Origin of the sequence: Sutcliffiella horikoshii (assembly GCF_008180725.1) — a bacterium.
Lineage (GTDB): Bacteria > Bacillota > Bacilli > Bacillales > Bacillaceae_I > Sutcliffiella_A > Sutcliffiella_A horikoshii_B.
The window spans coordinates 214,129-236,784 of sequence record NZ_VTEV01000001.1 but is presented as its reverse complement, the minus strand read 5'-3'; the positions used below and the strand labels follow the sequence as shown (position 1 = coordinate 236,784).

Genomic DNA, 22,656 nt, shown 5'->3' with positions numbered 1-22,656 from the left:
AACGTTATATTGGGTTTAGGACTATTTTTTGAACGTTATAGAAAGAATAGTACTGTCTATATTTTTATACGATTAATTAACAGGATGAAATCTGTTGTGCCCGCATCAAAGTAAAGGAGGAGATTTCTTGAAATTAGTTGATGAAAGAACGTACACCCTTAATGGAATTAACGTTCACACTATCCCGACCAATAAATTCAAGACGAATACTATTGTATTGAAAGTAAAGGCTCCGTTATCAGAAGAAGATGTAACAGTTCGTGCATTAATGCCGTATGTCCTTCAAAACGCAACAGAGTCCCATCCCCAACCTTCCCAGTTCAGGGCATATCTTGATGAATTATATGGTGCTAGCCTTGCAGTGGATCTAAGCAAAAAAGGTGAAGATCACATCATTTCTATAAGGTTGGAAATTGCCAATGAAAAGTTTCTAAAAGATTCCACACCGCTCCTTGAAAGAGGGATTGAGCTGTTAAGTGAAGTACTATTAAAGCCCGTAACTGAAAGAAATGGCTTTAAGACAGCAACAGTGGATAAAGAAAAAAGGGCGTTAAAACAAAGAATCCAATCTGTATACGATGATAAAATGCGTTATGCTAGCCAGCGCCTCATTGAAGAGATGTGTGCAGAAGAACCTTACCGCTTGAGTGCAAACGGTGAGAAGGATAAAGTAGATGCCATAACATCAGAATCCCTATATAACTATTATCAAAACATGTTAAAAACAAATGATATTCATCTTTACTTGGTTGGCGATGTAAAAGAGGAAGAAGTAGACGAATATGTAAAAAAGTACTTTGTATTGCCTGATCAGGATAACAAAGTAACGTCTTCTATTACGCAACCTAACAAAGATAATAAAGAACCGAACGAAGTAATTGAGCGCCAGGATATTAAGCAAGGGAAATTAAATATAGGATATAGAACGAATGTGACATTCAAAGATGATCTTTATTATGCTTTGCAAGTCTTTAACGGTATTTTTGGCGGATTTTCCCATTCCAAGCTCTTTATTAATGTAAGGGAGAAGGAAAGTTTAGCGTATTATGCTGCGTCTAGGGTGGAGAGTCATAAAGGGTTGTTGCTCGTCATGTCAGGTATTGACTTTTCCAATTACGAAAAAGCGGTAACAATCATCAACAAACAGATTGAAGCGATGAGGCAAGGAGAATATACCGACGGGGAAATTTCCCAGACCAAAGCGGTCATAAAAAATCAAATTCTCGAAACCATTGATACTGCAAGAGGATTGATTGAAATCCTGTACAACAATGAGGTTTCTGAAGTTGACAAACCAATTGAAGCATTCCTTGAAGGGGTAGAAAATGTTACAAAAGAGCAGATTCAGGAAGTTGCCAAGTTGGTAGAACTCGATACAACTTATTTTCTAACTGGGAAGGAGGCGTAAGAGATGGAAAAAATCGAATTTAAACAGCTGGAAGAGAACCTATATCATGAAACGCTTGACAATGGTCTAGAAGTATACCTTTTGCCGAAATCCGGGTTTCATAAAACGTATGCAACATTCACGACAAAATACGGATCTATCGATAATAAATTTGTACCACTTGGTCAGGATGACTATGTAACGGTACCAGATGGAATCGCTCATTTTCTCGAACATAAACTTTTTGAAAAGGAGCATGGGGACGTTTTCCAAGATTTCAGTAAACAAGGTGCATCAGCCAATGCCTTTACCTCTTTTACAAGAACGGCCTACCTCTTCTCCAGTACATCAAATGTTGAACAAAATCTTGAAACCTTGATGGATTTTGTGCAAGCACCATATTTTACGGAAAAAACAGTGGAGAAAGAGAAGGGAATCATCGGGCAAGAAATCACGATGTATGAGGATAATGCCGATTGGCGTGCCTATTTCGGATTAATTGAAAGCATGTTCCATACTCACCCAGTTAAAATAGACATCGCAGGCACCATCGATTCCATCTCCAACATAACAAAAGATCTTTTATACACATGCTATGAAACCTTTTACCATCCTAGCAACATGCTCCTATTTGTTGTTGGACCTATGGATACATCCGAGATGATGCAATTCATTAAAGATAATCAAGCAAAGAAAACATTTAAAGAGAAAGAAGAAATAAAACGTCAATTTGATGAAGAACCTACTTCAGTGAACGAAAAGAAGAAAGTTCTAAAAATGAATGTACACACGTCAAAATGTATGGTGGGTATAAAGGAGTCTAATCCAACAAAACAAGGAACGGAACTTCTTAAACATGAATTGACAGTGAACATATTGCTTGACCTTTTATTCGGTAAAAGCTCCGATCATTACCAAAAGCTTTATGATGACGGTCTGATTGATGAGACTTTTGCTTATGATTATACGGGAGAAAAGGGATTTGGCTTTGCCATGTTAGGCGGAGATACTTCAGAACCTGACAAATTAGCAGAAAGAGTTCAAAGTATATTGCTGCAGTTTGATCCAAATTCCATTGAAGAACAGGAACTTGAGAGAATTAAAAAGAAAAAAATCGGATCATTCTTGCGTGCTCTTAACTCACCAGAGTTCATCGCAAACCAATTCACCCGTTATGCTTTTAATAATATGGACCTTTTTGAGGTCACGCCTCAACTTGAGAAAATTACGCTGGAAGACCTACAAGCCGTTGCTAAAGACTTTATCAAAGAAGAAGCATTTACAACGTGCCAAGTTGTGCCAAAATAACGATACAACGAAGTTCGGTTCGCGACTACACGAACCGGCTTCTTTTTATAAAGGATGATAAACATGAATAAAACCGCACTGTTGATTGGAGCGAGTGGAGATATTGGGAGAGAAATTGCCAGAACAATCTTGAAAGAGGGCTACATAACCTTTTTACATTACAATCAAGACAAACAAACCATACATAACTTACAAGAAGAATTCGGCGTGGAAAAGGTCATTCCCATTCAAGCAGACTTGACGAGTGACGATGGCATACATAAGCTCAAAAATAGCACATATTCATCAGTTGATGCAATTATCTATAATGCAGGTACTACTTTTTATGGATTAATGACAGACATCGACGAACAAACAAAACAACATATGATTCAACTTAACATAACATCATTATATTCAACCGTTCAAGCGTTTCTACCGGAAATGGTTAGAAAGAGATATGGCAATATTGTGGTGATTTCTTCAATTTGGGGAGAAATAGGAGCTTCCTGTGAAGTGCTTTATTCCATGACTAAGGGTGCACAGATCTCTTTTGTAAAAGCGCTGGCTAAAGAAGTAGCCTTGAATGGAATAAGAGTAAACGCGATAGCACCCGGAGCGGTATCCACAAAAATGCTAAATAATTTATCTGAGGAAGAAAAACAGGAAATAAGTGATGATATTCCTATGGGGAGATTAGCGCAACCTTATGAAGTTGCCGACTCCGTAAGCTTTTTGCTTTCAGATAAGTCCTCTTATATTACGGGACAAGTGCTTGGCGTAAACGGCGGATGGAATTAACATGACATGCATAAATCAAGTAGGAGCATCGCATACTAACTCTTGAACAAATGTGTAAGGAGGAATTAATATGTCAGTACTTGATAACTGGGAACAATGGAAAGGTTTTTTAGGTGACCGTCTTAATCATGCAGAGCATGAAGGAATGGACAATGGTGCTATTTCTCAACTTGCTTATGAAATCGGTGACTATCTTGCAAAAGAAGTAGAAGCGAAAAACCCGCAAGAAAGAGTTTTAGCTGACCTTTGGAAAGTGGCAAGCCCAGAAGAGCAACATGCAATTGCCAATATGATGGTGAAATTGGTTCAAAACGACGGAACGCATTAAGAGAGGCCTCTACCTCTCTTTTTTTGTTGCCAAATTTCATAAGTAATTACTTTCCTATTAAAGAAATATTGGATATGATAGAAGTAACATAGACGAGTTCGATTTGTTAGAGAGGGTGAAGGGGTTTGATGGAGAAAAAAGAGTGGTATTTAGAATATGAAATACATATCAATAGGCCAGGACTACTTGGGGACATCGCTTCCCTTTTAGGTATGCTATCCATCAATATTGTGACAATCAACGGGGTGGATGATGCAAGAAGGGGAATGTTATTGCTAAGCGACTCAAATGAGCAAATAGTCCGTCTTGAATCTATCCTTAATACAATGGATAATATAACTGTTACAAAGCTGCGTGAGCCGAAATTGCGTGATCGATTAGCCGTGCGACATGGAAGATACATACAGCGAGATGCAGATGATAAAAAAACGTTCCGTTTTGTACGGGATGAATTAGGATTATTAGTCGATTTCCTTGCCGAACTTTTTAAACAGGACGGTCATAAGTTAATTGGAATCAGAGGGATGCCTCGTGTAGGCAAAACAGAGTCCATTGTTGCTTCAAGTGTCTGTGCAAACAAAAGATGGTTATTTGTATCTAGCACATTGCTTAAGCAAACCATTCGAAGTCAATTGATTGAAGATGAATATAATGTAGACAACCTATTTATTATAGATGGTATAGTATCAACCAAAAGGGCTAATGAAAAACATTGGCAGCTAATTCGTGAAATAATGCGAATATCTGCTGTAAAAGTGGTTGAACATCCTGATATTTTCGTGCAAAATACAGAATATAAACTAGATGATTTCGATTATATTATTGAACTTAGAAATAATGAAGATGAAGAAATCACCTACGATGTGGTGCAACCAAATAATATGTTTGATGAGAATCCTTTTGGGGGTTTTGATTTCTAAAAATGTTGGAAGGTGTAATTGTTGACAGAACTAGGTAATAGACTGAAACAGGCAAGAGAAGAAAAAGGCTTGTCCCTGGAAGATTTACAAACCGTTACAAAAATACAAAAAAGATATTTAATCGGAATAGAAGAAGGCAATTATTCCATCATGCCTGGTCAATTCTATGCCCGTGCATTTATCAGACAGTACTCTGAGGCTGTGGGACTTGATCCAGAACTAATCTTTGAAGAATACAAAAACGATATCCCTGCAAATGACAAAGATGAAATTCCTCAGTTGTCTAGAGTGAAAACTCGAAAACAGGTGCCATCGTCAAAAAATACAAAAGTCTTTAATTTTATCCCTAAAGTGTTAATGTTTTTAGCATTCGTTGCAGTTGTTGCAATCATCTATGTGCTTTTTCAGAACTGGGGGGTTGGGAGTTCATCTGACACTCAGGAGAATAATAAGAATGTAGTCATTGATAATGCAACGTCAGAAAATGAGGACGTGGCTGAAAACGAAACAGAAAATACTGATGAAGGACAGTCTGAACCGACGGAGGAAACAGAGGAAGAAGAACCTGCTGAAGAAAAACCGACAACGGGTACTTTATCTGAAGTAAGTTCAAACAGTCCAAATGCAATATTAGAATTAAAGGACACGGATAAATTTGAAGTGGAAATCTCTGCAGAGGGCCGAAACACTTGGGTGGGAGTAAGTAATGCATCAGGAGAATACTTCCTTAACAAAGAGCTTAAAGACGGAGAAACGGAAACAATCGATTTATCAGCCCAAAAAGAAATCTTATTTAATGTAGGCTGGGTGCCAGCAACTAAAATTAAGATCAACGGCGAACCATTTGACTTTCCTTTTCCAGTAAATGACGTAACAACACAGAGAGTCACTATTAAATTTGTATCAAATGGTCAACAATAAAGTCATCAGGATGATGGCTTTTTTTGTACAGACCTTTTGAATGATGCTTACAATAAAGCCAACAATTGAGCTATCAACCTTAAGCAAACATTAGACAAACCTGTATATTTTATGTATAGTGGAAAAGCAATATTGAATGCTGGAGGAATGAACGTGAATTTACCTAACAAAATTACTGTTTCAAGAATCTTTATGATCCCTATCTTTATGATTCTAATGCTTGCACCATTAAATTGGGGAGATCTTGTCATTGGAGATGAGTCTATTCCATACACACATCTTTTAGCTGCACTTATATTTATCATTGCATCTATCACCGACTGGATAGATGGTTATTATGCAAGAAAACTAAATCTTGTAACCAACCTTGGAAAGTTCCTTGATCCACTTGCAGATAAGCTTTTGGTATCCGCAGCATTAATTGCACTTGTCGAGTTACAATTGGCTCCAGCTTGGATTGTCATTGTCATCATCAGCAGAGAATTCGCTGTCACCGGACTCCGATTAGTACTTGCAGGAGAAGGAGAAGTGGTAGCAGCAAACATGCTTGGCAAAATCAAAACTTGGGCCCAAATAATTGCAGTATCCGCACTTCTATTACATAACTTGCCATTTGAATTAATTGGATTCCCATTTGCTACCATTGCTTTATGGGTCGCAATGATCTTTACCATTTACTCTGGCTGGGATTACTTCTATAAAAACAGACAAGCATTTGTTAATTCTAAATAGTCAAAAGAAAACGTTTATTTAATTTAGTTTATAGCTGATGATTGGAGCAAATGGCGTAGACTCCTGTGAGGGAGTAGCGACATTGTTGAGACCCCGCAACGAAGCGAGGAGGCTCAAGGTCGCCCCGCGGAAAGCGAAGCCATTTCCGGAAATCAACAGCGGCGTTACCCAAAACCAATCATATCACTGTAATAAGGGGAGAGTGCCGTGATTAAAAATGCAGAGATTATTGCCGTAGGCTCCGAATTACTTTTGGGACAAATTTGTAATACAAATGCCCAATTTCTTTCCAAGCAACTTGCAGAATTGGGGATCAACGTCTTTTATCATACAGTGGTCGGAGATAATCCTTCTAGACTTGAAGAAGCGATAACAACAGCTAAACAACGATCTAACCTCCTACTATTCACCGGAGGACTCGGGCCCACAAAAGATGACCTGACAAAGGAAACCATTGCAAGAGTGCTTAATAAACAATTGGTAATGGATGAACGAGCGCTAACCAACATTCAGGATTATTTTAAAAAATCACAACGAGTGATGAGTGAAAACAACAAAAAGCAGGCGTTAGTTTTAGAAGGCTCCTCCATCTTGGCGAACGACTTTGGGATGGCCCCTGGAATGGCGCTGACAGAAGGCTCTCATACATATATGCTTTTGCCTGGCCCACCTAAAGAACTTCAGCCTATGTTTTCTGTCTATGGCAGAGAATACTTGTTAGATAAGCTTGGAGTCAGAGAGCAAATCGTCTCCAAAGTTCTCCGTTTTTTTGGCATTGGGGAATCACAACTGGAAACAGATATTGAAGATATCATTGACCGACAAACAAATCCGACCATCGCACCGCTTGCAGGGGACAATGAGGTTACACTTAGATTAACGGCTAAGCACCAATCCATTGACGAAGCAAATCGATTAATTGATGAATGCCAAAAAGAGATTCTGGAAAGAGTCGGTGATTTCTTTTTTGGGTATGACGAGGATACCATCTACTCGGTTCTTTTTGAAAAAATACAAGAGGCTCATTTCACTTTAAGCAGTGCCGAGAGTCTTACCGGCGGTTTGTTCTCTGAGAAAATGACTAGTTTCTCAGGTGCTTCCAAAGTTATGGAAGGTGCTATTGTCAGCTATACTAATAACGTGAAGGAAAACGTGCTTGGTGTGAAAAAACAAACACTTGAAAACGATGGAGCAGTAAGTGAGCAGACAGCAAAAGAAATGGCAATCGGTGTGAAAAAATTACTGCAAACAGATATAGGCATCAGTTTTACAGGAGTTGCAGGTCCTGAAACAATGGATAATCAACCAGTTGGCACGGTGTTTATTGGAATAGCTCTCCCGAACGGAGAAGCTACCGTTCACAAAATTCACTTAGCTGGAACGCGAGATGGCATAAGACATAGATCGGCAAAATACGGCTGTCACTATCTATTGAAAGTGTTGTTCAAGTAGTTGAAGGGAACTTCAACTGCTTTTTCTTTTTTGGTGGGAGATGAAACGACGGGGTTGCTGGACTTTTGGGGGCTAATGGGAAAGTAGGAGGAAACGGAAGATGCTTGTGACAAAAACTAAAGAAAAGGGTATTTTTTGAGTCGCTTAAATTGGGTCGGACAAAACACCCAGAACTTTGGACATTTTGGTAATGATTTGGACAAGGGTTCGGACAATTTAGTATGGTCGTTCGGTCAAGAATTCACGGTGTTCGGTCATTTGAAAAATTGGTTTGGTCAACTTTTGAAAAACTTCGGACAACTTTACAAAATCTTTGGTCAACTTCGTCAAATCTTCGGTCAAGAATACAAAAACTTCGGACATTTCAAATCTGGCCACTCCTAGTTAATCACCAACCTTCCTCAGCCAATCAAAAATATAATTAAAAAACCAAATTTTGTGTTTTCCCTCAAATTCCACCAAGAAAAATCCCCTTTTCCGCTTAGAATAAACTCAACATTTTGCGACAAAATCTCACTATAAAAAAACCGAATGGATGTTCGTTTTTTAGTTGCCAAATGAATAGAAAAAGGGTATAGTAAGAGTAGTTAATAGATACTATTCATTTAGTTTGATAGATAAGAGGAGGAAATTGTGTGAGTGATCGTAAAGCTGCTTTAGATATGGCGTTAAAACAGATAGAAAAGCAATTTGGAAAAGGTTCCATCATGAAATTAGGGGAACAAGCAGAACGTAAGATTTCTACTATTCCTAGTGGATCGTTAGCATTGGATGTTGCATTAGGTGCTGGCGGATATCCAAGAGGTAGAGTCGTAGAAATATACGGTCCGGAATCTTCAGGTAAAACAACGGTTGCCCTTCATGCTATCGCTGAAGTACAGCAACAAGGTGGACAAGCTGCGTTTATCGATGCCGAGCACGCGTTGGATCCAGTATATGCGCAAAAACTAGGCGTAAACATAGATGAGCTTCTTCTTTCTCAACCAGACACTGGTGAGCAAGCATTAGAAATTGCTGAAGCTCTTGTAAGAAGTGGTGCAGTAGACATTATCGTTGTCGATTCTGTAGCTGCCTTAGTACCTAAAGCGGAAATCGAAGGGGAAATGGGAGACTCCCATGTCGGACTTCAAGCCCGACTAATGTCTCAAGCACTTCGTAAGCTTTCAGGTGCCATTAATAAATCAAAGACCATTGCTATTTTCATCAATCAAATTCGTGAAAAAGTAGGAGTAATGTTCGGTAATCCTGAAACGACTCCTGGTGGCCGTGCTCTGAAATTCTACTCTTCCGTACGTCTAGAAGTGCGTCGTGCTGAGCAGTTGAAACAAGGTCATGATATTGTCGGGAATAAAACAAAGATTAAAGTTGTAAAGAATAAAATCGCTCCTCCTTTCAAAGTAGCTGAAGTGGATATCATGTACGGTGAAGGTATCTCAAGAGAAGGGGAAGTTATTGATATGGGCTCTGATTTGGATATCGTCCAAAAGAGTGGTTCATGGTATTCCTACAATGAAGAAAGACTGGGACAAGGACGCGAAAATGCGAAACAATTCCTTAAAGAAAACAAGGATGTCCTTAAGGAAATTCATCAGCAAATCCGTGACCACCACGGGTTGGATAAAGAAGTAACCGCTCCAGCGGAAGAAGAAATGGATCAAGAAGAATTAGATTTTTAATACACACCAAACAAGGCCCTGTACATAATTGCAGGGCTTTTATATTTTTCAAAACTAATGTGAAGCATCTGAAGAGAAAATCAACAAGGTAATGTTGCAAAAACATAAACAAATCCACCCAAATCTCAATAAATTTCATCAAAAACAGGATTAGTTTACCAAAAAGGCCATATCCTTACCGGGACAGGCTTGACAATAATTTTTCACAGATTTACAATTAGTATGTATAATTTACATTTTGTTAGAATTTTAGAGCTATAAAAAAGCAAAAGCCCTTGAGCTGTATGTTGACAAACATTGTTACAATGTACATGCCGACAATGAAATCTAGCAAGAAAAAAGTTCATAGCAAGAGGAGGTGTAATGATGGATTATATGCCAATTATTATCTCCGCTTTGCTTGCCCTAATCGTCGGTGTAGTTGTTGGCTTTTATGTTCGTAAATCCATTGCAGAACAGAAGATTGCTGGCGCAAGAAGTGTCGCGGATCAAATTGTGGAAGATTCCAGACGCGAAGCTGAATCGCTTAAAAAAGAAGCTCTTTTGGAAGCAAAGGACGAAATTCACAAACTTCGAACTGAAGCTGAACGTGATATTCGAGACCGTAGAAGCGAACTGCAAAAACAAGAAAATCGTTTAATGCAAAAAGAAGAGAATCTGGATCGAAAAGATGAATCGCTTGATAAGCGAGAAGTAGCATTAGAAAGGCGTGAAGATTCTTTAAACGATAGACAACAGCATATTGAAGAATTAGAAAGCAAAGTGGATGATATAGTGCGTAAACAGCAAGAAGAGCTAGAACGCATTTCAGCATTAACACGCGAAGAAGCCAAACATATCATTTTGGATCGTGTTGAGAACGAATTATCCCACGACATTGCTCTTATGGTCAAAGAAAGCGAAAACAGAGCAAAAGAAGATGCGGATAAAAAGGCAAGAGAGATTCTTTCTTTAGCCGTTCAACGTTGTGCCGCCGACCATGTGGCTGAGACAACAGTATCCGTCGTTAACTTACCTAATGATGAAATGAAAGGCCGAATCATTGGTCGTGAAGGACGTAATATTCGTACTCTTGAAACACTTACTGGTATTGATCTTATTATTGATGATACCCCTGAGGCAGTTATTTTATCAGGTTTTGATCCGATCAGACGTGAAACTGCACGCATCGCTTTAGATAAGCTTGTCCAAGACGGACGTATTCACCCTGCGCGTATTGAGGAAATGGTTGAAAAATCAAGACGTGAAGTAGACGAATACATTCGTGAAATGGGCGAACAGACAACATTTGAAGTTGGTGTACATGGATTGCACCCAGATTTAATCAAAATTTTGGGCCGCCTGAAATTCCGTACCAGCTACGGTCAAAATGTTCTGAAGCACTCCATGGAAGTAGCATTCCTATCTGGTCTTATGGCTGCTGAGCTTGGTGAGGATGAAACACTTGCCCGCCGTGCTGGTTTGCTACATGACATTGGAAAAGCTGTCGATCATGAAGTGGAAGGAAGCCATGTGGAAATCGGAGTGGAATTGGCAACAAAGTATAAAGAACATCCAGTTGTCATTAACAGTATCGCATCCCACCATGGTGATACAGAGCCAACTTCCATCATTGCAGTTTTGGTTGCTGCAGCAGATGCATTATCTGCGGCGAGACCTGGAGCGCGTAGTGAGACGTTGGAAAACTATATCCGCAGACTTGAAAAGTTGGAAGAGATCTCTGAAAGCTATGAAGGTGTCGAAAAGTCCTTTGCGATTCAAGCGGGACGTGAGGTTCGAATTATGGTGAAACCAGATACCATTGACGATCTTGAGGCTCATCGATTAGCTCGGGATATCCGAAAACGCATTGAAGAAGAACTGGATTATCCAGGACATATTAAAGTAACGGTTATTCGTGAAACAAGAGCCGTAGAGTATGCAAAATAAAGTGGTGCTTGCACCGCTTTATTTTTTTTCGTCCATTTGCATACAGCGTCTACATATGTAAAACTAAAAAGAGAAATTGATTGTTAGAAGGGATTAGTGATTGTGAAAATTTTATTTATTGGAGATGTAGTGGGATCACCAGGAAGAAAAATGGTAAACGAATACCTGCCAAAATTAAAAAGTAAATATAGACCGGCTGTAACCATCGTAAACGGAGAAAATGCAGCGGGTGGAAAAGGAATAACCGAAAAAATCTACCAAGGTTTTTTAAAAGCCGGGGCAAATCTTGTCACACTTGGAAATCATACTTGGGACAACAGAGAGATATTTGAATTTATCGAAGGTGCAAAGTATATGATTAGACCTGCAAATTTTCCTAGTTCTAACCCAGGTAAAGGCATTGCCTATGTTCCTTTTGAAGGAAAGGAACTTGCGGTCATTAATCTTCAAGGACGGACTTTTTTACCGCCAATAGATTGCCCTTTTAACAAAGTAGATGAGCTTGTAGAGGAAGCAAAGAAAAGAACACCATTTATCTTTGTAGACTTCCATGCAGAAGCAACTAGTGAGAAGCAAGCTATTGGCTGGTATCTCGATGGAAGAGTTACAGGTGTGGTGGGAACACATACACATGTGCAAACAAATGATTATCGAATTCTACCAGAGGGCACGGCATATATAACGGATGTAGGCATGACAGGTCCTTATGATGGTATTTTAGGCGTGGAAAAAGAAGCTGTGCTTAAGCGTTTCACAACTGCTTTACCTGTAAGGTTTGAAGTGACTGAAGGAAGGGCCCAGTTAAATGGAGTTCTAATTGACGTAGATATGAAGACAGGTAAGGCGAAGAAGATTCAACCACTAATGATTAATGAGGATCATCCTTTCTTTGACTAGGTGAGAAGATAGAATATTTTGACGATTGTACCACAAGTTGAGGCATATACAGAGCTCTTCCTGAATATAGTAGGAATGAAATTATTAACAATTCATTCATCTATGGGTCTTTCACCATATACTGTAAATGTTAAGGAGGAGCTAGAAATGGAAATATTAAAGGTTTCAGCTAAGTCAAACCCAAATTCTGTAGCAGGGGCTTTAGCAGGGGTTTTAAGAGAGCGTGGGGGTGCCGAAATCCAAGCCATTGGGGCTGGTGCGCTTAATCAGGCAGTAAAGGCGGTTGCCATCGCTCGGGGATTTGTTGCACCAAGTGGAGTGGATTTAATCTGTATCCCGGCATTTACAGATATTCTGATTGACGGAGAAGAAAGAACGGCCATCAAGTTGATAGTGGAGCCGAGATAAAAATAATTGTTTACTAAACCTGTTTGCTTGTATTTGCAAACAGGTTTGTTTTATTCTAATTCAATGGTGCAGATTGAATGCTGATTCGAGATAATGGAGGGGCTTTACTTGAGGATTTTTGATGCGCACTGCGATGTGCTATGGAGAATGTGGGAAAATAGAGATATTTCTTTTAAAGATAGTGAAGTGTTGCATGTAACGTGGGACGGATTGAAGAAGTCTGCTGCAAAGGTGCAATGTTTTGCCGTGTATGTTCCGGAAAAAGTGAGGCAGGAATCTGCTTTTGAGGTAGCCTTGGAAATGATTGATCTCTTTTATGAGGAGATTTTAAACAAGTTCCCTAATATGAAACTTGTTACAACCAAAAAGGAAATTGCCGAATTGAAAGAAGGGCAAATAGGAGCCATTTTGACATTAGAAGGCTGTGACGCAATAGGAACGGATATAGAAAAACTGAGAACATTGTATCGATTGGGAATCTCGTCAGTCGGGTTAACATGGAATCATGCTAATGCAGTTGCAGATGGGATCTTAGAAGAAAGGGGAGCTGGGCTAAGTTCATTGGGTAAAAAGGTAGTGAAACTGAATAACGAACACTTTATTTGGACAGACGTCTCCCACCTTTCTGTTAAAGGCTTTTGGGATGTAATGGATATAGGTGATTACGTGATTGCCTCACATTCCAATTGCAAGGAGATCTGTCCTAACCCAAGAAATTTATCAGACGAACAAATACAAGCACTTATTCAAAAGGATGCAGCAATCGGGGTTACCTTTGTTCCTCGATTCTTAACAAGCGATACACAGGCGAGTATTACAGATATACTCCGTCATGTGGACCACTTTTGCACACTAGGGGCAGTAAATCAGATAGGATTTGGTTCAGACTTTGACGGTATTGATCAGACTGTAAAGGGCTTGGGGAAAATGGAAGATTATTATCATTTAATAAATAGTTTATTAAAATACTATTCTGAAACAGAAGTGAGAGGCTTTTTGTTTGATAATTTCTTCAAAAGGTTCCCTAAATAAGTGGGGAATTGAGCGGTTTTCAGCCCATGAAAGATACTGTTAAAATATCCAAATTTTTCGAAAGAAATTAATTCAAAGACTTGTATTTTTAAATAATTAGGTCTACAATGAAAGCGTTTAGTACATATTTAGCGGTTTTTTAAGTCTGATTTATATTTAATAGGTAACTTCTAGTTATATAATGGGAATAATGCTACAATAAATATTGTACAAAATTCTGAAAACGAACGTAGTTAAAGGGGTGTAAGGCACATGATCAATCAACTTTCATGGAAAGTTGGAGGGCAACAAGGGGAAGGTATCGAAAGTACAGGTGAGATTTTCTCCATTGCATTAAATCGTTTAGGCTATTACTTATATGGTTATCGCCATTTTTCTTCTCGAATTAAAGGTGGACATACGAACAACAAAATTCGTGTGAGTACGACTCAGGTCCGTTCGATTTCCGACGACCTTGATATATTAGTAGCGTTCGACCAAGAAACAATCGACGTAAACTATCATGAGCTCAGAGAAGGTGGAGTCGTAATTGCAGACGCGAAGTTTAAACCAAGCATCCCTGAGGATGGGATAGCTACATTGTATGCTGTACCATTTACGGAGATTGCTACGGAACTTGGAACCTCATTGATGAAGAACATGGTTGCAGTCGGAGCTTCAAGTGCCATCCTTGATTTAGACGCGGAAGCATTCCGTGAAGTGGTGCAAGAAATTTTTGGCCGTAAAGGTGAATCCATTGTTGAGAAAAACATGGATGCAATCCGAGCAGGTGTTCAGTTTATTAAAGATCAAGCTGAAAGTGTAGAAACCATGCAGCTTGCAAAAGCAGATGGTAACAAACGTCTGTTCATGATTGGAAATGATGCGATTGCATTGGGTGCTGTTGCAGCGGGTTCCCGTTTTATGCCGGCATATCCAATTACTCCAGCATCTGAAATTATGGAATACTTAATTAAAAAACTTCCAAAATTCGGAGGAACCGTTATTCAAACGGAAGATGAGATTGCAGCTTGTACAATGGCGATTGGTGCAAACTATGCAGGTGTTCGTACATTGACTGCCTCAGCAGGACCTGGACTATCCTTAATGATGGAAGCAATCGGACTTTCCGGTATGACAGAAACACCTCTAGTAGTCGTAGACACGCAACGTGGAGGACCAAGTACAGGATTACCGACTAAAATTGAGCAATCAGACCTTATGGCTATGATTTACGGTACACATGGGGAAATTCCTAAAGTTGTCATGGCTCCGAGTACAGTACAAGAAGCTTTCTACGATACAATTGAAGCGTTTAACATTGCTGAAGAGTATCAAGTACCGGTAATTCTTTTGACAGATCTACAATTGTCCCTTGGGAAGCAATCTGTAGAAGCTTTAGATTATAAAAACATTGAGATCAGACGAGGAAAACTGGATATTAACCAGGAGATTCCTGCATCTGACGATAAAGCATATTTCAAACGTTATGAAGTAACGGAAGATGGTATTTCTCCTCGTGTCCTTCCTGGAATGAAAAACGGTATTCATCACGTTACAGGTGTAGAGCACGAAGAAACTGGTAAACCTTCTGAGGTTGCTGCGAATCGACAAGCACAAATGGACAAGCGTCTTCGTAAGTTAAATAACCTTAAATTCAATACGCCTGTTCATGTTAATGCAAAACATGAAGAAGCAGATGTACTGCTTGTTGGTTTTAACTCGACACGCGGGACGATTGAAGAGGCAATGGAAAGATTGGAGAAAGATGGAGTGAAAGCTAACCACGCACAAATCCGCCTTATCCACCCATTCCCGACAGAGGAAATCGCGCCACTTGTTAAAGCAGCAAAAAAAGTTATTGTTGTGGAGTACAATGCTACAGGACAACTTGCTAACATTCTGAAAATGAATGTAGGCGAGCATGAAAAAATCCGTAGTCTCTTGAAGTATGATGGGGATCCATTCTTACCGAAAGAAATCCACACAAAATGCAAGGAGTTGTTATAAATGGCAACGTTTAAAGATTTCAGAAATAATGTAAAACCTAACTGGTGCCCTGGATGTGGAGATTTCTCTGTACAAGCTGCCATTCAACGTGCTGCCGCAAATGTTGGACTAGAGCCAGAAAATTTAGCAGTAGTTTCTGGTATCGGGTGTTCCGGACGTATTTCGGGTTATATCAACTCTTACGGATTTCATGGTATTCATGGACGTTCTCTACCTATCGCTCAAGGTGTGAAAATGGCGAATAAAGATCTTACAGTTATCGCTTCAGGTGGTGATGGAGATGGATTTGCCATCGGTTTAGGACATACGATCCATGCTATTCGTCGAAATATTGATGTTACATACATCGTAATGGATAACCAGATTTATGGACTAACGAAAGGCCAAACGTCACCTCGTAGTGAAGTAGGATTTAAAACAAAATCCACACCACAAGGTTCCATTGAATCTTCGCTTTCTGTTATGGAAATGGCACTAACAGCAGGGGCGACATTTGTAGCGCAAAGTTTCTCAACAGATTTAAAAGATCTGACTTCCTTGATCGAGCAAGGAATCAAGCATAAAGGTTTCTCTTTAATCAACGTGTTCAGCCCATGTGTAACCTATAATAAAGTAAACACATATGACTGGTTTAAAGAGAATTTGACAAAGTTGGCTGATATTGAAGGTTACGATGCACATAATAAAGTTTCTGCGATGCAGACTTTAATGGAACATAATGGACTGGTAACAGGATTGATCTACCAGAATAAGGATCAGCAATCCTATCAGGATATGGTTCCAAATTATAGTGAAGAGCCTTTGGCCAAAGCAGATCTTCAATTAAATGAAGACCAATTCCATGCTTTAGTGAAAGAATTTATGTAATACAAATTCGAAGTCCTGGCTTAACTGCTGGGGCTTTTTTTAGTTAAAATTGTAAACGCTTTCTTTTTAATGAAAAAAAGTCTTTATTTTTTATCTGACATACTCAGTTGTCCTTCTCCAGTGGACAAATCGGTTTACACAAATCCTTATAGATGATACACTCTTACTAGTATTTATGAATGTTAGTTTTATTTTTATAAGGGAGTGTTCTCTGTGAATGGAAAAATGAAGGCAATTGTGAAGCATCATCGTGGATATGGTGCTAAACTTCAAATGATAGATATACCAAAAATTAATGAAGATGAAGTTTTAATAAAAGTAAAAGCAACATCCATTTGTGGTACAGATGTTCATATTTATACATGGGATGAGTGGTCACAGAGCAGGGTAAACCCACCATATGCTTTCGGTCATGAATTTGCTGGAGAAATTGTGGAAGTTGGCAGCAAGGTTAATAATGTACAATTAGGCGACCAAGTTTCCGCTGAGACACATATCGTTTGTTACAAATGTCCACAATGCCTAAAAGGGGAATATCATATTTGTAAAGATACTAAAATTATTGGAGTAGACACACAAGGCTGTTTTGCTGAATATGTAGCTCTTCCTGCGGTAAATGTTTGGAAAAACCCTAACGATATGCCTTATGATGTTGCTTCTGTACAAGAACCAATGGGAAATGCGGTTCATACGGTACTAGCGGGTGATGTAACAGGAAAATCTGTAGCAGTTATCGGTTGTGGCCCTATCGGGATTATGGCAGTAGGTGTCGCTAAAGCGGCAGGTGCTTCTCAAGTTATTGCCATTGACTTAAACGAATATCGCTTAGATCTTGCAACAAAAATGGGCGCTACTACAGTCATCAATGCTAAAGAAGCAAACCCAGTTGAAGAAGTGATGAAGTTGACAGATGGTCATGGTGTGGAAGTGGTTTGTGAAATGTCAGGCCATCCTATTGCCATGAACCAAGGATTTAAGATGATTACTAATGGCGGAAGAGTATCCATCCTAAGCTTACCTGTTCGCCCTGTAGAACTGGATATTACGAACGATATCGTATTCAAAGGTGTTACGGTTCAAGGTATTACAGGAAGAAAAATGTATTCTACATGGCAGCAAGTATCAAGTCTTCTTAAATCAGGTCAAGTTGATGTGAAACCGATGATTACTCATCACTTCCCGCTTGAGGAGTTTGAAAAAGGCTTTGATTTAATGATTTCCGGTCAATGTGGTAAAGTTGTATTACATCCATAACAGTATACAGGAGGGGTTAAGATGAAGGGTTTTGAATACCTACAAGAAGAATTAGATCAAATGAAAGTACAAGGTACATTTCGTAAGTTAGTACCGTTAGAGTCCGATCAAGGATCCAAAGTTGTGATTAAAGGCAAAGAAGTGATTCAACTTTCTTCCAATAACTATCTAGGATTGACTACCCATCCTCGTTTAGTGAAAGCTGCCTTAGAAGCAACAGAAAAATACGGTGCCGGGACAGGTTCAGTTCGTACCATTGCCGGAACTTTCACCATGCATGAGCAATTAGAAGAAAAACTAGCAAAATTTAAACATACAGAAGCAAGTCTTGTTTTCCAATCCGGATTTACAACAAACCAAGGAGTCCTTTCTGCAATCCTTTCTCCTGAAGATGTTGTAATCTCTGATGCGTTAAACCATGCCTCGATTATCGATGGAATTCGTTTAACAAAGGCTGCTCGCAAAGTGTACAAGCATGTTGACATGGAAGATTTAGAGCGTGCATTAAAAGAATCAAGCGAATATCGCAAACGTCTAATTGTAACGGATGGTGTGTTCTCCATGGACGGAAATATTGCCCCGCTTGATAAAATTGTTGAGCTAGCTGAAAAGTATGATGCACTTGTAATGGTAGATGATGCGCATGCTTCAGGTGTACTAGGTGAAAACGGCCGTGGTACCGTCAATCACTTTGGATTGGATGGCCGTGTGCATATCCAAGTTGGTACCTTAAGTAAAGCGGTCGGTGTTCTTGGTGGTTATGTAGCGAGCTCTCGTTCATTAATTGACTACTTAATTCATAAAGGACGTCCGTTCCTTTTCAGTACTTCTCACCCACCAGCAGTAACTGCTGCATGTGATGAAGCAATCCAAGTTTTACTTGAAGAGCCTGAGCTTATTGAAAAGTTATGGGACAATGCAAAATTCTTTAAAGATGGACTTATGAAACTAGGCTTTAATACAGGGGAAAGCCAAACACCCGTTACACCTGTTATCGTAGGGGACGAAGCTCTATCTCATAAATTCTCTGATAAGTTGTTAGAGTACGGTGTTTTTGCACAAGGTATCGCATTCCCAACAGTTGCAAAAGGACTTGCGCGTGTAAGAACAATCGTTACTGCTCAACATTCAAAAGAAGAACTTCAAGAAGCCCTAGACATTTTCGAAAAAGCTGGAAAAGAATTAGGGATTATATCGTAATAATCATAGAGAGACACCTCAAAAGTGTCTCTCTTGTTATGTGCTCAATATGTAGGAGCTATACTGTCTTATAAATATGTAGATTTATGTAAACTTCTCCATATTTATTGTTTAAGAAGCCATAAAATTATATACTATGTTAATGTGTAGAGTTTTATGCGCTCTACTTTTCTGGAAAGGAGTTATCACAATGAATGAGAAACAAAGAGTGGAAGCAGGACAAGTAGTCACTGGAAATTCTTCGGACAAAAAATCCGAAAAGGATTTCAGCAAATACTTTGAGTCTGTTTATGTACCACCTTCCCTAAAAGATGCAAAAAAACGTGGAAAAGAAGAAGTTGCCTACCAAGACTTTTCTATTTCTGATGAATTTAAAAACCTTGGGGTTGGCAAGAAGTTTTATATTCGTACGTATGGTTGTCAGATGAATGAACATGACACAGAAGTAATGGCAGGGATCTTCCTTGCGTTAGGATATGAACCGACCTATACAGTGAATGATGCCGATGTAATCCTTTTAAATACCTGTGCCATCCGGGAAAATGCAGAGAACAAAGTTTTTGGTGAATTAGGACACTTAAAGACTTTGAAAAAATCAAGACCAGGCTTGTTAATAGGTGTTTGCGGCTGTATGTCCCAGGAAGAATCAGTAGTAAATAAAATATTGAAAACGTATCAGCAAGTTGACATGATCTTTGGTACCCATAATATTCACCGCCTTCCTAACATTCTAAAAGACGCATATATGTCCAAAGAAATGGTGATAGAAGTTTGGTCCAAAGAAGGGGACGTTATTGAAAACCTTCCAAAGAACCGCAAAGGTGAAATCAAAGCTTGGGTAAACATCATGTACGGCTGTGACAAGTTCTGTACGTATTGTATTGTGCCGTATACAAGAGGAAAAGAGCGCAGCAGACGTCCAGAAGATATTATTCAAGAAGTGCGTCACTTGGCAGCACAAGGTTATAAAGAAATTACATTGCTTGGGCAGAATGTAAATGCGTATGGGAAAGATTTTGAGGATATGAAGTATGGTCTTGGCGATTTAATGGATGAGATCCGTAAAATTGACATTCCTCGAATCCGTTTCACTACAAGTCATCCAAGAGACTTTGATGATCGTTTAGTGGAAGTGCTTGCTAAAGGCGGAAACCTTCTTGATCATATTCACTTACCAGTTCAATCAGGTAGTTCTGAAGTGTTGAAATTGATGGCACGTAAATATGATAGAGAACGTTACCTTGAGTTAGTCGGCAAAATTAAAACGGCTATGCCAAATGCTTCATTAACAACAGATATTATTGTTGGATTCCCTAATGAAACAGAAGAACAGTTTGAAGAAACAATGTCTCTGTATCGTGAAGTGGAATTTGATACAGCATATACTTTCATCTATTCTCCACGGGAAGGTACTCCTGCTGCGAAAATGGTGGATAACGTACCTCTTGAAGTGAAGAAAGACCGCCTTCAGCGTCTAAACGCACTTGTTAATGAGATTTCTGCAAAGAAATTAAAAGAGTACGAGGGTAAAGTTGTAGAAGTGTTAGTTGAAGGGGAAAGTAAGAAAAATCCGGATGTCCTTGCAGGATACACAGATAAAAGTAAACTAGTTAACTTTAAAGCACCAAAATCTGTCATCGGTAAAATAGTCAAAGTAAAAGTGGTCAAAGCGAAAACTTGGACATTGGATGGAGAATTGGTGGAAGAAGTAGCAGAAGAAGCACTGGAGGTATAAACAATGGCAAAATATACGAGAGCAGATATAGTAGAAAGAGCAAAAGAACTCGCACAGATGATCGCTGACACGGAAGAAGTAGAATTCTTCAAGCGTGCGGAAGAGCAAATTAACGAAAATCAAAAAATTAAAGAGATGGTTGCAAGTGTGAAAAGCTTGCAAAAACAAGCAGTAAACTTCCAACATTACGGAAAAACAGAAGCATTAAAGAAAACAGAAGCGAAGTTAGATGCGCTTTTAGCAGAAATGGATGAGATTCCAATTGTACAAGAGTTCAAAACATCCCAAACAAACGTGAACGACCTTTTACAATTAGTATCTTCCTACATTTCCAAAACAGTAACAGACGAAATCATCGTTGCAACTGGTGGAGATGTACTTCGCGGAGAAACCGGCTCCTATGTAAAAAACACCACATACGGTGGAAGCTGCTCATAATTATTATTAGAAAGCATGGAAGCTTAATTCCATGCTTTTTTTTAATTTCATAATGTTATCAATACTGTTGATTTCCGTTCTAGGCGCTTTGCTTGCCAGCGGGCGTCTGAGAGACTTCCACTACAACAACAAGGTGAGTTCATTCATTCAAGGATTTATGAAAAGTATCTGAATGAGTTTAATGAATAAGCATAACGTAACGTTCACATGATTTATAGCTGTGTATTGGAGCAATTGGCGAAGACTCCTGCGGGGGGTAACGGTAGCTTGAGACCCCACAACGAAGTGAGGAGGCTCAAGCACCGTCCCGCGGAAAGCGCAGTCATTTGCGGAAAGAAACAGCGGTGGTAGACCGCTTAAAAATCTTTTAATTTTAAAAGGTGATTTGGTTTTGTAAGATTTTTTATCGTCTATTGCACCTTGTGATTTTTTCAAAAAATAGGCACATATCCAGATAAGCTTGCATACAATGAACTATACGTTAATGTGTTAGAAATCATTTAGTTATGCAGCGAATTCAACTAATCACAATTGTCATTTAACCCGCATAGGATGAAATGAAGATTGTAATGAGGAGGGTGTATGCTCGAATGTCTGAATACAGAGAAATTATCACAAGAGCAGTAACCGGCAAGGGTAGAAAGTTTACGCAGTCTAAACATACGATTAGTCCCTCGCATCGTCCTACAAGCATTTTAGGATGCTGGGTCATTAACCATACGTATGATGCGAAAAAAGTGGATGATACCGTAGAAGTAAAAGGGAAATATGATATTAACGTCTGGTATTCACACAGTGATAATACGAAGACGGAAGTAGTGACGGAAACGGTTTCCTACAAAGATGTCGTGAAGCTGAGGTATAAAGATGAAAACAGCCTTGGTGATGATCATGAAGTAATTGCGCGTGTCCTACAACAGCCTAATTGCTTAGAAGCGAGCATCGCTGACAAGGAAGCAAAAGTGGAAGTACAAGTGGAAAGAGAATTCTTAACCGAGATTATTGGGGAAACCAAAATTACAGTAGAAGTACATCCAGACTCATTGGCGGATGATAATGACTGGGATGTAGAAGAGGATGAGTTTGAGGATTTAAATCCAGACTTTATCGTCGACGGTTACGAAGAGTAAAGGAAACTGGGAAGCAATTTGCTTCCTGGTTTTTTGTTTTTTAGGAAATAGACAAGAAAAGCTGAAGTTTTTGGTGATTTTGAATGAAAATGCCCTTGTTTTTAGTTGTGAATTTTTGGTTCGGTCACATTTTTTCTAACTTTGGACAAAATACCTTGGAATTTTAAGAGGTTTGGACAAAGTAATGTGAAGTTCGGTCAACTTTTAAAGGGGTTCGGTCATTTCAGATTATGGTTCGGTCAAATATTGAAAATCTTCGGTCAACTTTTCAAA

General features: G+C 39.1%; 21 protein-coding genes. 20 read left to right on the top strand and 1 reads right to left on the bottom strand.

Annotated elements, in window-relative coordinates; translation table 11 throughout:
• Positions 1-127 precede the first annotated feature (127 nt).
• From yfmF to FZC76_RS01185, 8 genes are all read left to right on the top strand, one after another.
• Positions 128-1,408, top strand: a complete 1,281-nt coding sequence (gene yfmF / locus FZC76_RS01220; protein ID WP_148986441.1) for an EF-P 5-aminopentanol modification-associated protein YfmF — start codon at positions 128-130, stop codon at positions 1,406-1,408.
• Between the two features lie 3 nt (positions 1,409-1,411).
• Positions 1,412-2,695 carry an EF-P 5-aminopentanol modification-associated protein YfmH gene (gene yfmH / locus FZC76_RS01215; protein WP_148986440.1) on the top strand — a complete coding sequence of 428 codons (1,284 nt, stop codon included), beginning with the start codon at positions 1,412-1,414 and terminating at the stop codon, positions 2,693-2,695.
• A gap of 63 nt (positions 2,696-2,758) precedes the next feature.
• Positions 2,759-3,475, top strand: a complete 717-nt coding sequence (ymfI, locus tag FZC76_RS01210) for an elongation factor P 5-aminopentanone reductase (RefSeq protein WP_148986439.1) — start codon at positions 2,759-2,761, stop codon at positions 3,473-3,475.
• A gap of 70 nt (positions 3,476-3,545) precedes the next feature.
• Entirely contained in the window at positions 3,546-3,803 is a 258-nt protein-coding gene (locus FZC76_RS01205) for a DUF3243 domain-containing protein (protein WP_148986438.1), read from the top strand.
• Between the two features lie 128 nt (positions 3,804-3,931).
• On the top strand, positions 3,932-4,723 hold the full coding sequence (locus FZC76_RS01200) for a DUF3388 domain-containing protein (RefSeq protein WP_010193276.1): 792 nt from the start codon (positions 3,932-3,934) through the stop codon (positions 4,721-4,723).
• 21 nt (positions 4,724-4,744) lie between these two features.
• Positions 4,745-5,644, top strand: a complete 900-nt coding sequence (locus FZC76_RS01195; RefSeq protein ID WP_187441923.1) for a helix-turn-helix domain-containing protein — start codon at positions 4,745-4,747, stop codon at positions 5,642-5,644.
• 153 nt (positions 5,645-5,797) lie between these two features.
• On the top strand, positions 5,798-6,376 hold the full coding sequence (gene pgsA, locus FZC76_RS01190; RefSeq protein WP_316246589.1) for a CDP-diacylglycerol--glycerol-3-phosphate 3-phosphatidyltransferase: 579 nt from the start codon (positions 5,798-5,800) through the stop codon (positions 6,374-6,376).
• Positions 6,377-6,583: 207 nt separating this feature from the next.
• On the top strand, positions 6,584-7,828 hold the full coding sequence (locus tag FZC76_RS01185; protein WP_262372339.1) for a competence/damage-inducible protein A: 1,245 nt from the start codon (positions 6,584-6,586) through the stop codon (positions 7,826-7,828).
• 216 nt (positions 7,829-8,044) lie between these two features.
• On the opposite strand, the gene FZC76_RS22850 is transcribed toward FZC76_RS01185, so the two are convergent.
• A complete protein-coding gene (locus FZC76_RS22850) occupies positions 8,045-8,191 on the bottom strand; it encodes a hypothetical protein (RefSeq protein ID WP_187441922.1) in 147 nt (48 codons plus the stop codon).
• A 272-nt stretch (positions 8,192-8,463) separates the two neighbouring features.
• On the opposite strand from FZC76_RS22850, the gene recA reads away from it, so the two are divergent.
• The 12 genes from recA to FZC76_RS01120 all read left to right on the top strand — a co-directional run bounded on the left by recA (position 8,464) and on the right by FZC76_RS01120 (position 22,383).
• The gene (gene recA / locus FZC76_RS01175) at positions 8,464-9,504 is read left to right on the top strand and encodes a recombinase RecA (RefSeq protein ID WP_148986434.1); all 1,041 of its coding nucleotides are present in this window, start codon (positions 8,464-8,466) and stop codon (positions 9,502-9,504) included.
• 366 nt (positions 9,505-9,870) lie between these two features.
• Complete coding sequence (gene rny / locus FZC76_RS01170; protein WP_088018145.1) at positions 9,871-11,433, top strand: ribonuclease Y; 1,563 nt, start codon at positions 9,871-9,873, stop codon at positions 11,431-11,433.
• Positions 11,434-11,535: 102 nt separating this feature from the next.
• Entirely contained in the window at positions 11,536-12,330 is a 795-nt protein-coding gene (locus FZC76_RS01165) for a TIGR00282 family metallophosphoesterase (RefSeq protein WP_148986967.1), read from the top strand.
• A gap of 147 nt (positions 12,331-12,477) precedes the next feature.
• Positions 12,478-12,738, top strand: coding sequence for a stage V sporulation protein SpoVS (spoVS, locus tag FZC76_RS01160; protein ID WP_010193268.1), 261 nt, complete (start codon positions 12,478-12,480; stop codon positions 12,736-12,738).
• Positions 12,739-12,831: 93 nt separating this feature from the next.
• Entirely contained in the window at positions 12,832-13,770 is a 939-nt protein-coding gene (locus FZC76_RS01155; RefSeq protein ID WP_148986433.1) for a dipeptidase, read from the top strand.
• Between the two features lie 252 nt (positions 13,771-14,022).
• Positions 14,023-15,759 carry a 2-oxoacid:acceptor oxidoreductase subunit alpha gene (locus tag FZC76_RS01150; RefSeq protein WP_148986432.1) on the top strand — a complete coding sequence of 579 codons (1,737 nt, stop codon included), beginning with the start codon at positions 14,023-14,025 and terminating at the stop codon, positions 15,757-15,759.
• On the top strand, positions 15,760-16,626 hold the full coding sequence (locus tag FZC76_RS01145; protein ID WP_148986431.1) for a 2-oxoacid:ferredoxin oxidoreductase subunit beta: 867 nt from the start codon (positions 15,760-15,762) through the stop codon (positions 16,624-16,626). It begins immediately after the preceding gene.
• Positions 16,627-16,839: 213 nt separating this feature from the next.
• Positions 16,840-17,880 (top strand): L-threonine 3-dehydrogenase, encoded by a 1,041-nt coding sequence (tdh, locus tag FZC76_RS01140; protein ID WP_187441920.1) that lies wholly within the window; start codon positions 16,840-16,842, stop codon positions 17,878-17,880.
• Positions 17,881-17,901: 21 nt separating this feature from the next.
• Positions 17,902-19,080 (top strand): glycine C-acetyltransferase, encoded by a 1,179-nt coding sequence (locus tag FZC76_RS01135; protein WP_148986430.1) that lies wholly within the window; start codon positions 17,902-17,904, stop codon positions 19,078-19,080.
• A 190-nt stretch (positions 19,081-19,270) separates the two neighbouring features.
• Positions 19,271-20,815 carry a tRNA (N6-isopentenyl adenosine(37)-C2)-methylthiotransferase MiaB gene (gene miaB / locus FZC76_RS01130; RefSeq protein ID WP_148986429.1) on the top strand — a complete coding sequence of 515 codons (1,545 nt, stop codon included), beginning with the start codon at positions 19,271-19,273 and terminating at the stop codon, positions 20,813-20,815.
• 3 nt (positions 20,816-20,818) lie between these two features.
• Positions 20,819-21,253, top strand: coding sequence for a RicAFT regulatory complex protein RicA family protein (locus tag FZC76_RS01125; RefSeq protein WP_148986428.1), 435 nt, complete (start codon positions 20,819-20,821; stop codon positions 21,251-21,253).
• Positions 21,254-21,843: 590 nt separating this feature from the next.
• A complete protein-coding gene (locus FZC76_RS01120; protein WP_148986427.1) occupies positions 21,844-22,383 on the top strand; it encodes an outer spore coat protein CotE in 540 nt (179 codons plus the stop codon).
• Positions 22,384-22,656 lie beyond the last annotated feature (273 nt).

Excerpts from the sequence above, each read along its gene's own strand:
- yfmH (WP_148986440.1), top strand. The coding sequence starts at position 1,412 with ATGGAAAAAATCGAATTTAAACAGCTGGAAGAGAACCTATATCATGAA.
- ymfI (WP_148986439.1), top strand. The coding sequence starts at position 2,759 with ATGAATAAAACCGCACTGTTGATTGGAGCGAGTGGAGATATTGGGAGA.
- FZC76_RS01205 (WP_148986438.1), top strand. The coding sequence starts at position 3,546 with ATGTCAGTACTTGATAACTGGGAACAATGGAAAGGTTTTTTAGGTGAC.
- FZC76_RS01200 (WP_010193276.1), top strand. The coding sequence starts at position 3,932 with ATGGAGAAAAAAGAGTGGTATTTAGAATATGAAATACATATCAATAGG.
- FZC76_RS22850 (WP_187441922.1), bottom strand. The coding sequence starts at position 8,191 with ATGTCCGAAGTTTTTGTATTCTTGACCGAAGATTTGACGAAGTTGACC.
- rny (WP_088018145.1), top strand. The coding sequence starts at position 9,871 with ATGGATTATATGCCAATTATTATCTCCGCTTTGCTTGCCCTAATCGTC.
- spoVS (WP_010193268.1), top strand. The coding sequence starts at position 12,478 with ATGGAAATATTAAAGGTTTCAGCTAAGTCAAACCCAAATTCTGTAGCA.
- FZC76_RS01155 (WP_148986433.1), top strand. The coding sequence starts at position 12,832 with ATGGAGGGGCTTTACTTGAGGATTTTTGATGCGCACTGCGATGTGCTA.
- FZC76_RS01150 (WP_148986432.1), top strand. The coding sequence starts at position 14,023 with ATGATCAATCAACTTTCATGGAAAGTTGGAGGGCAACAAGGGGAAGGT.
- FZC76_RS01145 (WP_148986431.1), top strand. The coding sequence starts at position 15,760 with ATGGCAACGTTTAAAGATTTCAGAAATAATGTAAAACCTAACTGGTGC.
- FZC76_RS01135 (WP_148986430.1), top strand. The coding sequence starts at position 17,902 with ATGAAGGGTTTTGAATACCTACAAGAAGAATTAGATCAAATGAAAGTA.
- miaB (WP_148986429.1), top strand. The coding sequence starts at position 19,271 with ATGAATGAGAAACAAAGAGTGGAAGCAGGACAAGTAGTCACTGGAAAT.
- FZC76_RS01125 (WP_148986428.1), top strand. The coding sequence starts at position 20,819 with ATGGCAAAATATACGAGAGCAGATATAGTAGAAAGAGCAAAAGAACTC.
- FZC76_RS01120 (WP_148986427.1), top strand. The coding sequence starts at position 21,844 with ATGTCTGAATACAGAGAAATTATCACAAGAGCAGTAACCGGCAAGGGT.